The following is a 14,038-nucleotide window of genomic DNA, read 5'->3' on the forward strand; positions in this document are numbered from 1 at the left end:
TGCGTACATGTCGCGGACGAACACGGCCCCAGCACGACCGCCCGCCGTCGGCGGCGGGGGAGCCAACCGCTGGGTCGTCCTCGTCGTCCTCTGCGTCAGCCTTCTCGTGGTCGCCCTCGACGCGACCATCCTTCATGTCGCGATCCCCTCGCTCACCGAGGACCTGCGCCCCAGCTCCACCGCGCTGCTCTGGATCGTCGACGCCTACCCCCTGGTCTGCGCCTCGCTCCTGATCCTCTTCGGCACTCTCGGCGACCGGGTCGGGCGGCGCAGGATCCTCCTCCTCGGTTACGCGTTCTTCGGCATCGCCTCGGCGGTCGCCGCGCTCGCCACCGAACCCTCGGTCCTCATCGGGGCCCGGGTGCTCCTCGGCGTCGGCGGCGCCATGATCATGCCCGCCACGCTCTCGATCCTCCGGGCGGTCTTCCCCGACCGGCGGGAGCGCGCCACCGCCATCGGAGTCTGGACCGCGGTCGCCGCGATCGGGGCCGCCACCGGACCCGTCCTCGGCGGCTTCCTCGTCGAGCACTACTGGTGGGGCTCCGTCTTCCTCATCAACATTCCGCTGATGGCGGTGATCCTGCCGCTCGGCCGCCGTCTCCTCCCCGAGTCACGGGGGGCCGCCGACGGGCCCTGGGACGTCCTCGGCGCGTCGATGGCCGCCGCCGGAATCCTCGGCTGTGTCCTCGGGGTCAAGCGCGCGGGGGCCGGCGATCCGCTCCTCGCGCTCCCGACGGCGGGTCCCCTGCTCCTCGGTGCCACGCTCCTCGTCCTCTTCGTACGGCGGCAGCGGCGGCGCACACACCCGCTGATCGACATGCGGCTCTTCTCCCGGGCGGCCTTCACCACCTCGGTCGGCTGCATCGTGCTCGCCATGCTGGCCCTGGTCGGTCTGCAGCTCATCGCCGTCCAGTACCTCCAGCTGGTCCTCGGTCTCAGTCCCCTGGAGACCGGGCTGCGGCTCCTGCCGCTCACCTTCGCCGCCATGGCCGCCGGCGCCACCGGCTCGTACACCCTGCGCAGGATCGGACCGCGCCGGATGGTCGGCTGGGGCTTCGTCCTCACCGCCGCCGCCGTGCTGCTGCTCACCTTCATGGGGCAGCACGACCGGCCGATGCTGCTCACGGTGGGCTTCGTGCTGCTCGGCTTCGGCCTGCAGACCACGCTCTTCTCGGCGTACGAGTCGATGCTCAGCGAGGCACCCCAGCGGAGCGCGGGTGCCGCCGCCTCGATCGGCGAGACCTCGTACCAGCTCGGCGCCGGTATGGGCACCGCCCTGCTCGGCAGTGTGATGAACGCGGCGTACGCCCCCGGGCTCGCCGCGATCCCCGGGGTGCCCGCGGAGGCGAGCCGGGCCGCCGCGAACTCGCTCGGCGAGGCCTACCAGGTAGCCGACCGGCTCGGCGGCGCGGCCGGCGGCGCCCTGCACCGGGCCGCCCGGCACGCCTTCGTGGACGGGCTGCACATCACGCTCTTCGTGAGCGCGGGGCTGCTGCTGCTCGGTGCGGCGATGGCCCGGCGGCTGCCCCGGGTGATGGAGTGCCCGGTGGACGCGGAGGAGACGGCGGGGGAGGTGTCCGCCGAAGGGCGCGAGGCGCACGAGTACGAGCATGCGTCGCACGGGCCCGCGTCGCGCGAGTCGCGCGAGCCGGGGGAGGGGTGCGAGCCGGTGGGTCTTTCCAAGCAGGCGGCGGCGCCGGAGCTCTCCGCGCCCGCCGAACCGTCCGAGCCGCGGGTGCCCGCGACCCGGGAAGCGATCGAGCCCGCCGGCTCGGGGCGTCCGGCGCACTGACCCGACCCTTCGGGTGGTGCCCGGCCGGGCCGGCGGGCCCGCTCAGCTCTGGTTGAAGAAACCGTCCTGCGGGCGCCGGTTCGTCTCACCGGTGACGATCTGGGTGTCGGCGGGGGTCAGCAGGAAGACCCGTGTCGCCACGCGCTCGATCGAACCGCGCAGGCCGAAGGCGAGACCGGCGGCGAAGTCGACCACGCGCTTGGCGTCGTTCGGCTCCATCGCGGTCAGGTTCACGATCACCGGAACACCGTCCCGGAAGAGCTCGCCGATGTTCCGGGCGTCCCGGAAGCCGTCCGGGGAGACGGTGGCGATCCGACGGCCCCGATCCTCGGCGGTGTCCGTGGCCACCCGGACCCGGGGGTCCGTCACCCAGGCGTCGCCGCCCTCGGCACCGTCGGCGTACTCGTCGTCGTAGTAACGCTCGTCGTTGTCCTCGACGAGTCCCAGCCAGGCACTCGCCTTGCGCACCGATCCCATGGACGCCTCCTTTCAGCGCGGTCACTTGTGGTTCCGCAATCCCTATCGTCCTTCATGATGCGGATCGCGCGCCAAGTGGATAGTCGGCGCGCAGGGGATTCGTGACGGTACTGGTGCAGAACGTGAGCACCGTTTCCTGGCGATTCGTCAGGAAACTTGCGGTATGCGAGGCCTGAAGGAGGGCCATGTAGCTGAAAATATGAAAGTCGGGTCACAAGGGTGACGATGGGCGCGTACGGGTGAACGGGCCCGCTCGCTACGATGCCGCGAGGCCGCCCGGCGGTCCATGGCCCGGCCCAGATCCACGACTCACGGGGGAGTTCATGTTCGGAATCGTCAGACCCTGCACCCATCGGCTCACCGAGGGGCTCAAGGCCGAGTGGATGGCCCACCTCTGCGGCCTCTGCCTGGCACTTCGCGCCGACCACGGGCAGTTCGCCCGGGTCGTCACCAACTACGACGGACTCATCGTCTCGGTCCTGACGGAGGCTCAGACGGGCGCCGTGGCAAGCGGACGCCGTACCGCGGGACCCTGCCCGCTGCGCGGGATGCGGACCGCGCCCGTGGCCCGCGGCGAGGGAGCCCGGCTCGCCGCCGCCGTCTCCCTCGTCCTCGCCTCGGCGAAGGTACGGGACCACGTCGCCGACCGGGACGGCCTGTTGGCCCGGCGGCCCGTCGCCGCCGCGGCCCGCCGGGTCGCCCGCTCCTGGGACAAGGCCGGGGCCAGGACCGGCCGGGCCCTCGGCTTCGACACGGCCGTCCTCGTCGACGCCGTCGACCGCCAGACCGGCATCGAGGCCCTCGCCGGACCCGGCACCTCCCTGCTCGCCGTCACCGAACCGACCGAGACCGCCACCGCGGCCGCCTTCGCGCACACCGCCGTCCTCGCCGGACGGCCGGAGAACGCGGAGCCGCTCGCCGAGGCCGGCCGGCTCTTCGGCCGCCTCGCCCACCTCCTGGACGCCGTCGAGGACCGGGCCGCCGACGCGGCGGGCGGCGCCTGGAACCCGCTCACCGCGACCGGCACGTCCCTCGTGGAGGCGCGCCGGCTCGCCGACGACGCCCTGCACGGCATCCGCCTCGCGCTGCGGGACGCCCGGTTCACCGACGACAAGCTCGTCCACGTCCTGCTCGCCCACGAGCTGCGCACCTCGGTCGACCGCGCCTTCGGCACGACGACCTGCGCCCACGGCGCACCGGGTCCGGGCCAGGGCCCGGTGCCGGGCAATCCGTACGGGGGCGGGGCCCCGGGCCCGTACAACCCCTACGCGGGCGGCGGGAACCCCTACGGAGGGAACCCTCACGGCGGTGGCGGTGGCGGGGCGGGCGGTCACGGCGGTCATGGCGGCCATGGGGGTCACGGCGGTCACGGTGGGCTGCCGCCGCAGTTCGGCGGCGGCGCCCCGCAGGCGCCCAAGCCGCGCGGCTTCCTCGCCGGGTGCGCCATGTTCACCTGGCTGTTCTGCACCTGCCAGATCTGCTGCGCCAAGGAGTACGAGGGCCCCTGGTCCCGCAAGAAGCGCGAGGGCTGCTGCCGGGACTGCGACTGCGGCAACTGTGACTGCAACGGCTGCGACTGCTGCTGCCCCTGCGACTGCTGACGCACCGTCCGGCACCCGCCCCCGGGCCGGGGACGAGGCCGCCCCGCTCGGGGGCGAGGTCCGTGCTCCGGCCGGAGGCGGGGGGCTTTCCTCGTCGCTACTTCTTCGGCGCCGGGAGCTCCGGCGGGGAGATCTGCGACGTCGCGATCCCCGACCCCGTCACCCCCCACTTCTTCAGGATCCGGTCGTACGTCCCGTCCGCCTTCAGGCCGTTCACCGCGGCCTGGAAGGCCGGTGCCAGCGGGGTGCCCTTCTTGAAGGCGAAGCCCACGTCGAGCCGCCGGTACTCGTTGAGGAACTTCATGCCCTTCTGCTGCGTCACCGCGTACCGCAGACCGTTGATCGTGCTCATCGTGACATCGCTGCGGCCCTGCTGGAGCGACATCCAGATCGTCGCGGCCTCGCTGAAGACGCTCACCTCGTACGGCCTCTTGCCCGCCTCGGCGCACCGGCCCTTGTTCTTCTCCAGGGACTGTTCGAAGGTCGTGCCCGCGTTCACGGCCACCTTGAGACCGCACAGCTGGGTGAGGTCGGTGACCGCCTTCAGCGGGCTGTCCGCCCGGCTCGCGAACCCCTGACCGTCGTTGATGTACGTCACGAAGTCGATGGTCTTGCGCCGCTCCTCGGTCACCCCGAAGTTCCCGGTGCCGACGTCGTACTTGCCGCTGCCGAGCGCCGGCAGGATCGCCTCGAAGCCGGCCACCTCGCGCTTCAGCTCCAGACCGAGGGCCTTCGCCACGGCCGCGGAGAAGTCGGCGTCCACGCCCACGACGGTCTTGCCGTCGGGCAGATAGGTCGAGCTGGGCGGCGAGGCGACGGAGGAGGCGACCGTGAAGCTGCCCCGCTGCCGTACGTCGGCCGGGAGCAGCTTCGCCGCCGCCTCGTTCTTCTTCACCGCCGACACGACGTCCTCGCTCGGGAGCGCGCCCTTCGCGGCACCCGGCGCGCCCGAGGCGCCGGCCGGGGCCGTCGCGGGCTCGCCCCCGGAGCAGGCGGTGAGGGCGAGTGCGGCGCCGGTGATGAGGGCGAAGACGACGGTGGTGCGTGCGGTGCCGGGGCGCGGGCGCGTGGTCATGGCTTCGGGTTCTCCAGGAATTTCTCGAACGGCAGCGGGCCGATCGACTCGGGATCGGCGGACACGTCGAAGAGCGGGCGGTAGCCGCTGGCCAGGTAGAGGCCCTTGGCCTCGGGCTGGCGCGGACCGGTCGTGAGATAGACGCGGGAGTAGCCGCGGGTGGCGGCCTCCCGTTCGAGCACGGTCAGGACGCGCCGGGCGAGTCCGCGTCTGCGGTGCGCGGAGTGGGTCCAGATCCGCTTCAGCTCGGCGGTGTGGGCGTCGTAGCGGCGGTACGCGCCGCCCGCCACGGGCCGGCCCTGTTCCAGAAGGAGCAGGAAGGCGCCGTGCGGAGGGGCGAACTCCGCCGCGGGATAGCGGCTCAGGTCGTGCGCGGAGCCGTACCGGGTCGTGTACTCGTGCGCCAGCTCGTCGAGGAGCGGGCGCGCCAACGGGTCGTCGGCCGTGGTCCGGCGCACGGACAGCGCGGACTCACGGCTGGGCGTGAGAGGCATGTGTCTCTTTCGGGCGAAGAGAACGAGGAGGGATCGACGAAGGAATCGACGAAGAGATCGACGAAGGAAACGGCGAAGGGACCACCGGAGGGCCTGCGAAGGGACCGACGGAGGGAACGCCGAAAAGGATGAGGAGAGCGGAGAAAAGGGAAAGCGAGGGGAGTTGAGGCTCAGTGCCGCGCAGGTGAAGGCGCCACGGAGGACGTCACGAAGGACGCCCCGGGCAGGGGTGCGCTAAAGAGGAAAAGCAGGCGAAGACGCAGAGGGTCGGCTCAACAGGAAGAGGACCACACGCGACCGAAGTCGATGTGGGAGCGCGTGACCAGCTGCTGCGGATGCATGGCCCCAGTGGAACAGGCATCCGTTGCCCCGTCAACCACGATGAGACGAACGGCTCATATTCCGGACGGACTTGACAAGCCTCCGCTCGACGGCCGTAGCCTCACAGGGCGGACACCGGGCTGAGGGGCCCGGATCCGCGCTCCATGGCTCGCCGTGCGTGTGAAGGCGCACTCCCGGACGAACGCTCCACGCGTTCCCGTGTGCACTCCCGTGTTCGATCCGCCCCCTGGCATCCACGGAGCCCTTCACATGTCGACACCCCTCGCCACCCTCTCCAAGACGGACGCGGCCCCGCCGCCGGCCGAACCACCCCTCCGCGTCGTGCCCACCCGGCGCGCCGGACAGTGGACCGCCGCGGCTCTCGTCCTCGTCCTGCTCGCGCTCGGCCTCGTCTCCGTCGTCCGCAACAAGGCCTTCCAGTGGGACGTGGTCGCCCAGTACTTCACCTCGGCGTCCGTCCTGCGCGGACTCGTCCTCACCCTGTGGCTGACCGCCGTCGTCATGGCCCTGGGCTTCGTCCTCGGAACCCTGCTCGCCGTGCTCCGGCTCTCCGCCAACCCCGTGCTGCGGGCCGTAAGCTGGGGGTACGTCTGGTTCTTCAGATCCACCCCGATCCTGGTCCAGCTGCTCTTCTGGTTCAACATCGGCATGCTCTACCCGCAGATCCTCGGCGTGGACACCGTCAACCTCCTCGGGCCCGTCGCCGTCGCCGTCATCGGCCTCACCCTGCACGAGGCCGCCTACGCCGCCGAGGTCGTGCGCGGCGGCATCCTCTCCGTCGACCGGGGCCAGATCGAGGCCGCCGAGTCCCTCGGCCTCGGCCGGTGGCGCCGGCTCTCCCGCATCGTGCTGCCCCAGGCAATGCGCGCCATCGTCCCGCCGGCCGGGAACATGCTGATCGGCACCCTCAAGGGCACTTCGATCGTCTCCGTGATCGCCGTCCAGGACCTCCTCTACTCGACGCAGCTGATCTACCACCGCACCTACGAGGTCATTCCGCTGCTGCTCGTCGCCACCCTCTGGTACGTCGTGGTCACCTCGGTCCTCAGCCTCGGCCAGTACTACGTCGAGCGGCACTACGCCCGCGGCACGGCCGGTGCGCGATGAGCGCCCACCCGTCGATCGTGATCGTGGGCGCCGGGCCGCGGGGAACCGGCTTCCTCGAACGGCTCGCCGCCAACCTGCCCGAGGTGTACGGCGACGGCCCCCTCGACATCCACCTCGTCGACCCGCACCCGCCCGGCCCCGGCCGGATCTGGCGCACCGCGCAGTCCCCGCTGCTCTGGATGAACTCCCAGGCCGAGGACGTCACCATGTTCACCGACGAGACCGTGGAGCTCGCGGGCCCCGTCCGCCCAGGACCCACGGTCGCCGAATGGGCCGGCATCGACGGCCGCACCTTCCCCACCCGCACCCAGCAGGGCGCCTATCTGCGCTGGGTCTACGAGCGGGCCCGCGCCGCGCTGCCCGCCTCCGTCACCGTCCACGAACACCGCACCACCGCCCTGCGGGTCGCCGGCCCCCGCGAGGGACGGCAGCGGGTCTGGCTGGAGGACGCCGACGCACCGCTCCTCGCCGACCTCGTCGTCCTCACCATCGGCCACCTCGACGCCGAACCCGACCCGGAGCAGCGGGCCCTGGCCGGCTTCGCCGCCCGCCACGGCCTCGTCCATCTGCCGCCCGACTTCACCGCCGACAGCGACCTCGGCGCCCTGCCCGCCGGCGAGTCCGTCCTCGTCCGCGGCTTCGGACTCGCCTTCGTCGACCTGATGGTGCTGCTCACCGAGGGCCGCGGCGGACGGTACGAGGGCGAGGGCGACACGCTCGTCTACGTCCCCTCCGGCAAGGAACCGGTGCTGCACGTCGGATCGCGGCGGGGAGTCCCGTACCACTCCAAGCTCGGCTACGCCCTCGACGGAGAACGCCCTCCGCTGCCCCGCTTCTTCGGCACCGAGCAGACCGACGCCCTGCTGCGGAGGAACGGGCCGATCGACTTCCGGCGCGATGTGTGGCCGCTCGTCGACAAGGAACTCGGCTGGGCCCACTACCACCGGCTCTTCTCCACCCACCCCGAGCGGACCACGCTCTCCTGGCCCGACTTCGAGCGGGCCTACGAGGAGGCCCCGCCGCTGGGGGCCGAACTCGCCGCCGTCGTCGCCGCGGCCGTCCCCGACCCCGCGGACCGGCTCGACCTCGACGCCCTCGACCACCCCCTGGACGGCATCCGCTTCACCTCGGGGGAAGCCCTCCAGCACGGTCTGCGCGACTACATCACCGACGACCTGACCCGCCGCCACGACCCCGCCCACAGCCCCGACGCCGCCGTCTTCGCCGGCCTGCTCTCCGTCTACGGCCAGCTCCTGCGGCTCGGGAAGCGGCTCGACCTCGGCGGCTGGTGGCACGGCTTCTTCAGCTACCTCGCCTCCGGGCCGCCCGGACCCCGGCTGCACCAGCTCCTCGCCCTCTCCCACGCCGGAGTCGTCCGCTTCCTCGGCCCCGGGATCACCGTCGAGACCGACGAGGAACGCGGAGTCTTCCGAGCCGCGTCCGCCGCCGTACCGGGGGAGTGGACCGAGGCCCGGGCCCTGGTCGAGGCCCGGCTGCCCGACCCCACCCTGGAACTCACCGGCAGCCCGCTGCTGCGCGCCCTGCACGAGGAGGGGGCCCGGGCCACCGCAAGCGGCCTCCTCGTCGTCGACCCCGTCGACGGGCGGGTCCTGGAACACGACGGACGCCCGCACCCGCGCCGCTTCGCGCTCGGGCCGCACACCACCGCCCGCACCGACAGCGCCTTCACCCGGCCTCGTACGGGCGGGGTCGCCTTCGGGCAGAACGACGTCACCGCACGGGCCGCGCTGACGGTCCTGCGCGACCGGGAGTGTCGGCTCCCGGCCCCGCTGAGCGCCTGATCCCGCGCCGCCCCTCCCGCTGCCCGACCCGTCTCCGAGGAACCGCCATGTCTCTCACCAGCGATCCACCCGCCGCACCGAGCCTCGCGAAACAACCGGACGCCGCCGTCATCACGCCGCCGGCGCCCGCCGAACTCGTGGTCGTCCCCGTGCGCCATCCCTGGCGCTGGGCGGCCGTCGCCGCCACCGCCGTCCTGCTCACGCAGTTCGTCCACGGGCTCGTCACCAACCCCGGCTGGGAGTGGGACGTCTTCGCCGCGTTCTTCACCACCGAGACGGTCCTCCGGGCCGTCTGGGTCACCCTCCAGCTCACCTTCTACGGCACCGCGCTCGGCTTCGCCATCGGCATCGTGCTCGCCTTCATGCGGCTGTCGGCCAGCCCGTTCCTGCGGTCCGTCGCCTTCGGCTACATCTGGGCCTTCCGCTCCATCCCGCTCATCGTCCAGCTGCTCTTCTGGTTCAACCTCGCCTACCTCTACAAGGAGCTGAGCATCGGCATCCCCTTCGGGCCGAGCTTCCTCTCCTTCGACACCATGGGCCTGGTCGGCGAGATGAGCGCCGCCGTCCTCGGCCTCGCCCTGCACCAGGCGGCCTACGCGGCGGAGATCGTCCGGGGCGGTGTACTCGCCGTGGACGAGGGCCAGTTGGAGGCGGCCGCCTCCCTCGGCATCCCGAGGCTCCGGCAGGTGCGGCGGATCGTGCTGCCGCAGGCGATGCGCTCGATCCTGCCCAACGCGGCCAACGAGATCATCTCGCTCTTCAAGGGCACCTCGATCGTCTCCGTCATGGCGATCGGCGAACTCTTCTACCAGGTGCAGGTCGTCTACGGCCGCAACGGACGGGTCGTCCCGCTCCTCATGGTCGCCACCGCCTGGTACGTCCTGCTCACCACCGTGCTCTCCGTCGTCCAGCACTACGTCGAACGCCACTACGCGAAGGGGAGCGCCCGATGAGCTCCGTCACCACCGCCGCCCCGGCCGCCGGGCCCACCGCCACCACCACGGCCAAGGTCGAGATCCGGGGCGTCCACAAGAACTTCGGCCCGCTCCACGTCCTGCGCGGCATCGACCTCGACGTCCACGCCGGCGAGGTCACCGTCGTCCTCGGCCCCTCGGGCTCCGGCAAGTCCACCCTCCTGCGGACCATCAACCACCTGGAGAAGGTCGACAGCGGCACCGTCAGCGTCGACGGCACCCTCGTCGGCTACCGCCGCTCCGGGAACAAGCTGTACGAGCTGCGCGAGCGGGACATCCTCAAGCAGCGCACCCGGATCGGCTTCGTCTTCCAGAACTTCCACCTCTTCCCGCACCTCACCGTCCTGGAGAACATCGTCGAGGCCCCCGTCTCGGCCCTGAAGCGCCCCCGCAAGGAGGCCGGGGCCGCGGCCCGGAAGCTGCTCGAACGCGTCGGGCTCGCCGACAAGGCGGACGCGTACCCCAAGCAGCTCTCCGGCGGACAGCAGCAGCGGGTCGCCATCGCCCGCGCGCTCGCCCTCGAACCCGGCCTGCTCCTCTTCGACGAGCCGACCTCCGCCCTCGACCCCGAACTGGTCGGCGAGGTCCTCGACGTCATCAAGGACCTGGCCGCCTCCGGCACCACCATGATCGTCGTCACCCACGAGATCGGCTTCGCCCGCGAGGTCGCCGACACGGTGGTGTTCATGGACGAGGGCCGGATCGTCGAGCAGGGTCCGCCGGCCGAGGTGCTCGACAGCCCGCGCCACGAGCGCACACGTGCCTTTCTTTCCAAGGTCCTCTGACCACCGCCCTTCCCTTTCAGGAGTACTGCCGTGAAGACCCGTCGCACCGTTCTCACCGCCCTCGCCTCGCTCACCGCCCTCGGGGTCCTCACCGCCTGCGGCTCGGGTGACGCCGCCCTCGACGCGGGCAAGCCCGAGGCGAAGAAGGCCGCCGACGGCATCAACCTCAGCCCCGAGCAGAACCGCGTCCACACCCCCAAGGTCGACGCACTGGCCGCGAAGCTGCCCGAGGCCGTGCGCAAGAGAGGCACCCTGATCCTCGGCGTCTCCGCGACCGGCAATCCGCCGCTCGCCTTCCACGCCACCGACGACAAGACGCTGATCGGCGTCGAGGTCGACCTCGCCACCCTGGTCGCCGACGCCCTCGGTCTGAAGCCCGAGTTCAACCCGGTCTCCTGGGAGAACCTCTTCGTCGGCCTCGACAGCGGCAAGTACGACGCCGTCTTCTCCAACGTGACCGTCACCGAGGAGCGCAAGGACAAGTACGACTTCGCCACCTACCGCCTGGACGACCTCGCCTTCGAGGCGAAGAAGGGCTCCGGCTGGACGGTGAAGGGCCCCGAGGACGTGGCGGGGAAGAAGATCGCCGTCGGCAGCGGCACCAACCAGGAGAAGATCCTCGTCGACTGGTCCGCGCAGAACGAGAAGGCCGGCCGCAAGCCGGTCGACATCAAGTACTACCAGAACACCTCGGACTACTACCTGGCGCTCCAGTCCGGCCGGATCGACGGCTACCTCGGCCCGAACCCCGTCTCCGCCTACCACGTGCTCTCCGCCGGACAGACCGAGATCGTCGGCAGGTTCTCCGGTGCGGGCGCCGGCCTCCAGGGCAAGATCGCCGCCACCACGAAGAAGGACAGCGGCCTCGTCGCCGCCTACGCCGCCGCGATCGACCACCTCGTCGAGAACGGCACCTACGCCCAGGTCCTCAAGCGCTGGGGTCTCGACGGCGAGGCCGTGAAGAAGTCGGAGATCAACCCGCCCGGGCTGCCCCGCACCAAGAACTGACCCACCCCGCTCCGGCTCCGGGGAGCCCTTCCCCGGAGCCGGGCCTAGATCCGTCCCTGGGGAGCCGTTCCCCGGAGCCGGGCCTAGATCCGTCCCCGGGGAGCCGTTCCCCGGAGCCGGGCCGAGATCCGTCCAGAGAGCCGCACCGCACCGCGCTTCGTCCCGAGAGCCGCGCCGCGCCACGCTTCGTACCGAGAGAGACCGCATGACCAGCACCCGAACGCTCCATCTCGCCGCCGAGCTCGCCCCGGGCCCCGGCGGCGGGGACGGCGGCCCCCCGAGCACCTCCTCCACCGCCACCGAGGCCCGCACCGCCGCCACGCGCACCGTCGCGCTCGCCCGGCTCGCCGAGGCCGCCGCGCTCGACTTCCTCACCCACGACGACTCCTTCGCCCGCCCCGGCCTCGACGCGCTCGCCGTCCTCGCCCGGGTCGCCCCCGACACCCGCTCCGTCGGCCTCGTGCCGACCGTGACCACCACCCACACCGAGCCCTTCCACGTCCAGGCGGCCGTCGCCACCCTCGACTGGGTCAGCCGGGGCCGGGCGGGCTGGCGGATCGCGGTCTCCCCGACCGCGGCCGAGGCCCGGCTCCTCGGCCGCCGGCCGGTCCCGCCCGTGGCCGAGCTCTGGCAGGAGGCGGGCGAGGTCGCCGAGGTCTCCCGCAAGCTGTGGGACAGCTGGGAGGACGACGCCGAGATACGTGACGTGGCGACCGGGCGGTTCATCGACCGCCGCAAGCTGCACCACGTGAACTTCCAGGGCGCGACCTTCTCCGTCAAGGGCCCCTCGATCGTCCCCCGGCCCCCGCAGGGCAACCCGGTGACCGTCGTCGACGCCACCGGCCCCGCCGCCCGGGACACCGCCGCCCACCATGCCGACGTGGCGCTGATCCGGGCCTCCTCCGCCGAGGAGGCCGCGGCCCTGCGCGCAGAACTGCGCCAGGGAGCCCTCGCCCACGGCCGGGACCCCGGGCAGCTGCGCGTCCTGCTCTCGGCGACCGTCGACCTCGACACCTACGAGGGCGGGCCCGGGGCGCTCGCCGAACTGATCGCCGGCTGGCACGGCGGCGGGGCGGTCGACGGCTTCCACCTCGTGCCGGCCGTGCCCGAACGGGACCTCGAGCGGTTCACCACCGGGACCGTGACCCGGCTCAGGGACCGCGGCCTCTTCCGTACCGCCTACGAGGGCACCACCCTCCGCGACCACCTGGGGCTGACCCGCCCCGTCAGCCAGTACGCCACCGACGCACGGGCGACGACAGGAGCACGCGCATGAGTACGGCTCCGGGCCGGAAGCAGATCCATCTCGCCGCGCACTTCCCCGGCGTCAACTCCACCACCGTCTGGGCCGATCCGCGCTCCGGGTCGCAGATCGACTTCTCCTCCTTCGAGCATCTCGCCAGGACGGCGGAGCGCGGTCTCTTCGACTTCTTCTTCCTCGCCGAGGGGCTGCGGCTGCGCGAGCACAACGGGCGCGTCCACGACCTCGACGTCGTCGGCCGGCCCGAGTCGATCACCGTCCTGAACGCGCTCGCCGCCGTCACCGACCGGCTCGGTCTGGCCGGCACGGTCAACGCCACCTTCAACGAGCCGTACGAACTGGCCCGGCGGCTCGCCTCGCTCGACCACCTCAGCGCGGGCCGGGCCGCCTGGAACGTGGTCACCTCCTCGGACGCCTTCACCGGCGAGAACTTCCGGCGGGGCGGATATCTGGACCGGGCCGACCGGTACACCCGGGCGGCCGAGTTCCTCGCCACGGCACGGGAACTGTGGGACTCCTGGACCCCGGAGGGGGAGCGGCGGCCCTTCGCCCACAGCGGGCCGCAGTTCGGGATCGAGGGCGAGTTCACCGTCCCGCGCTCCCCGCAGGGGCACCCGGTCGTCATCCAGGCGGGGGACTCCGCCGAGGGCCGGGAGTTCGCGGCCTCGGCCGCCGACGTGATCTTCACCCGGCACTCCACCCTGGAGGCGGGCCGGGAGTTCTACGCCGACGTGAAGGGGAAGCTCGCCCGGTACGGCCGGGAGCCCGGCGACCTGAAGATCATGCCGGGGGTCACCTACGTCCTCGGGGACACCGACGCCGACGCCCAGGAGCGGGCCGCAGAGATCCGGCGACAGCAGGTCTCCCCGCAGAACGCGATCCTCGCCCTGGAGCAGATCTGGGGCCGTGACCTGTCCGGCTACGACCCTGACGGGCCGCTCCCCGACGTCGACCCCGACCCCGACTCGACCCTGGTCCAGGGCCGGGTGCGGGTCGCCGACCCGGTGGCGGTGGCCAGGAAGTGGCGGGCGCTCTCCGAGGCCAAGGGGCTGTCGATCCGTCAGACGGTCATCGAGTCCTCCAGCCGGCAGTCCTTCGTCGGCAGTCCGGAGACGGTGGCCGCTGCCCTGGACGAGTTCGTCGTCACGGACGCCGCCGACGGCTTCATCCTCGTCCCGCACCTCACCCCCGGCGGCCTCGACGACTTCGTCGACCGGGTGGTGCCGCTGCTCCAGGAGCGCGGGGTCTTCCGTACGGAGTACTCCGGCACGACGCTCCGGTCGCACCTCGGGCTTTCCGAGCCCGTGTGGAAGGGTTGAG

Annotated in this window: 12 protein-coding genes; 9 read left to right on the forward strand and 3 right to left on the reverse strand. The window is 72.2% G+C overall.

The window, feature by feature from the left end; translation table 11 throughout:
* The first annotated feature begins 7 nt into the window (after nucleotides 1-7).
* Nucleotides 8-1,792, forward strand: a complete 1,785-nt coding sequence (locus ACH4MY_RS21730) for an MFS transporter (RefSeq protein ID WP_398005361.1) — start codon at nucleotides 8-10, stop codon at nucleotides 1,790-1,792.
* 42 nt (nucleotides 1,793-1,834) lie between these two features.
* Here the strand turns inward: ACH4MY_RS21730 and ACH4MY_RS21735 are convergent, their stop codons facing one another.
* Nucleotides 1,835-2,269 (reverse strand): cell division protein SepF, encoded by a 435-nt coding sequence (locus tag ACH4MY_RS21735; protein WP_398005362.1) that lies wholly within the window; start codon nucleotides 2,267-2,269, stop codon nucleotides 1,835-1,837.
* 323 nt (nucleotides 2,270-2,592) lie between these two features.
* Here ACH4MY_RS21735 and ACH4MY_RS21740 point away from each other — a divergent pair, with 323 nt between their 5' ends.
* Nucleotides 2,593-3,870, forward strand: coding sequence for a DUF5685 family protein (locus ACH4MY_RS21740; RefSeq protein WP_398005363.1), 1,278 nt, complete (start codon nucleotides 2,593-2,595; stop codon nucleotides 3,868-3,870).
* A gap of 97 nt (nucleotides 3,871-3,967) precedes the next feature.
* On the opposite strand, the gene ACH4MY_RS21745 is transcribed toward ACH4MY_RS21740, so the two are convergent.
* Together ACH4MY_RS21745 and ACH4MY_RS21750 are read right to left on the reverse strand one after the other, a co-directional pair.
* Nucleotides 3,968-4,945: an ABC transporter substrate-binding protein gene (locus ACH4MY_RS21745; protein WP_398005364.1), complete on the reverse strand. Its 978-nt coding sequence runs from the start codon at nucleotides 4,943-4,945 to the stop codon at nucleotides 3,968-3,970.
* Entirely contained in the window at nucleotides 4,942-5,439 is a 498-nt protein-coding gene (locus tag ACH4MY_RS21750; protein WP_398005365.1) for a GNAT family N-acetyltransferase, read from the reverse strand. The genes ACH4MY_RS21745 and ACH4MY_RS21750 overlap by 4 nt, the downstream gene beginning before the upstream one ends.
* Nucleotides 5,440-6,030: 591 nt before the next feature.
* On the opposite strand from ACH4MY_RS21750, the gene ACH4MY_RS21755 reads away from it, so the two are divergent.
* The 7 genes from ACH4MY_RS21755 (at nucleotide 6,031) to ACH4MY_RS21785 (ending at nucleotide 14,037) form a co-directional block, all read left to right on the forward strand.
* Complete coding sequence (locus ACH4MY_RS21755) at nucleotides 6,031-6,888, forward strand: amino acid ABC transporter permease (protein ID WP_398005366.1); 858 nt, start codon at nucleotides 6,031-6,033, stop codon at nucleotides 6,886-6,888.
* Nucleotides 6,885-8,690: an FAD/NAD(P)-binding protein gene (locus ACH4MY_RS21760; protein ID WP_398005367.1), complete on the forward strand. Its 1,806-nt coding sequence runs from the start codon at nucleotides 6,885-6,887 to the stop codon at nucleotides 8,688-8,690. Before ACH4MY_RS21755 ends, ACH4MY_RS21760 begins: the two co-directional genes overlap by 4 nt.
* A gap of 47 nt (nucleotides 8,691-8,737) precedes the next feature.
* Nucleotides 8,738-9,643: an amino acid ABC transporter permease gene (locus ACH4MY_RS21765; RefSeq protein ID WP_398005368.1), complete on the forward strand. Its 906-nt coding sequence runs from the start codon at nucleotides 8,738-8,740 to the stop codon at nucleotides 9,641-9,643.
* Nucleotides 9,640-10,449: an amino acid ABC transporter ATP-binding protein gene (locus ACH4MY_RS21770; protein WP_398005369.1), complete on the forward strand. Its 810-nt coding sequence runs from the start codon at nucleotides 9,640-9,642 to the stop codon at nucleotides 10,447-10,449. Before ACH4MY_RS21765 ends, ACH4MY_RS21770 begins: the two co-directional genes overlap by 4 nt.
* Nucleotides 10,450-10,479: 30 nt before the next feature.
* The gene (locus ACH4MY_RS21775) at nucleotides 10,480-11,457 is read left to right on the forward strand and encodes an ABC transporter substrate-binding protein (protein WP_398005370.1); all 978 of its coding nucleotides are present in this window, start codon (nucleotides 10,480-10,482) and stop codon (nucleotides 11,455-11,457) included.
* A 205-nt stretch (nucleotides 11,458-11,662) separates the two neighbouring features.
* Entirely contained in the window at nucleotides 11,663-12,733 is a 1,071-nt protein-coding gene (locus ACH4MY_RS21780; RefSeq protein ID WP_398005371.1) for an LLM class flavin-dependent oxidoreductase, read from the forward strand.
* Nucleotides 12,730-14,037: an NtaA/DmoA family FMN-dependent monooxygenase gene (locus ACH4MY_RS21785; protein ID WP_398005372.1), complete on the forward strand. Its 1,308-nt coding sequence runs from the start codon at nucleotides 12,730-12,732 to the stop codon at nucleotides 14,035-14,037. Before ACH4MY_RS21780 ends, ACH4MY_RS21785 begins: the two co-directional genes overlap by 4 nt.
* Nucleotide 14,038 lies beyond the last annotated feature (1 nt).

This window comes from Streptomyces sp. NPDC017246 (genome assembly GCF_044331325.1).
Taxonomy (GTDB): Bacteria; Actinomycetota; Actinomycetes; order Streptomycetales; family Streptomycetaceae; genus Streptomyces.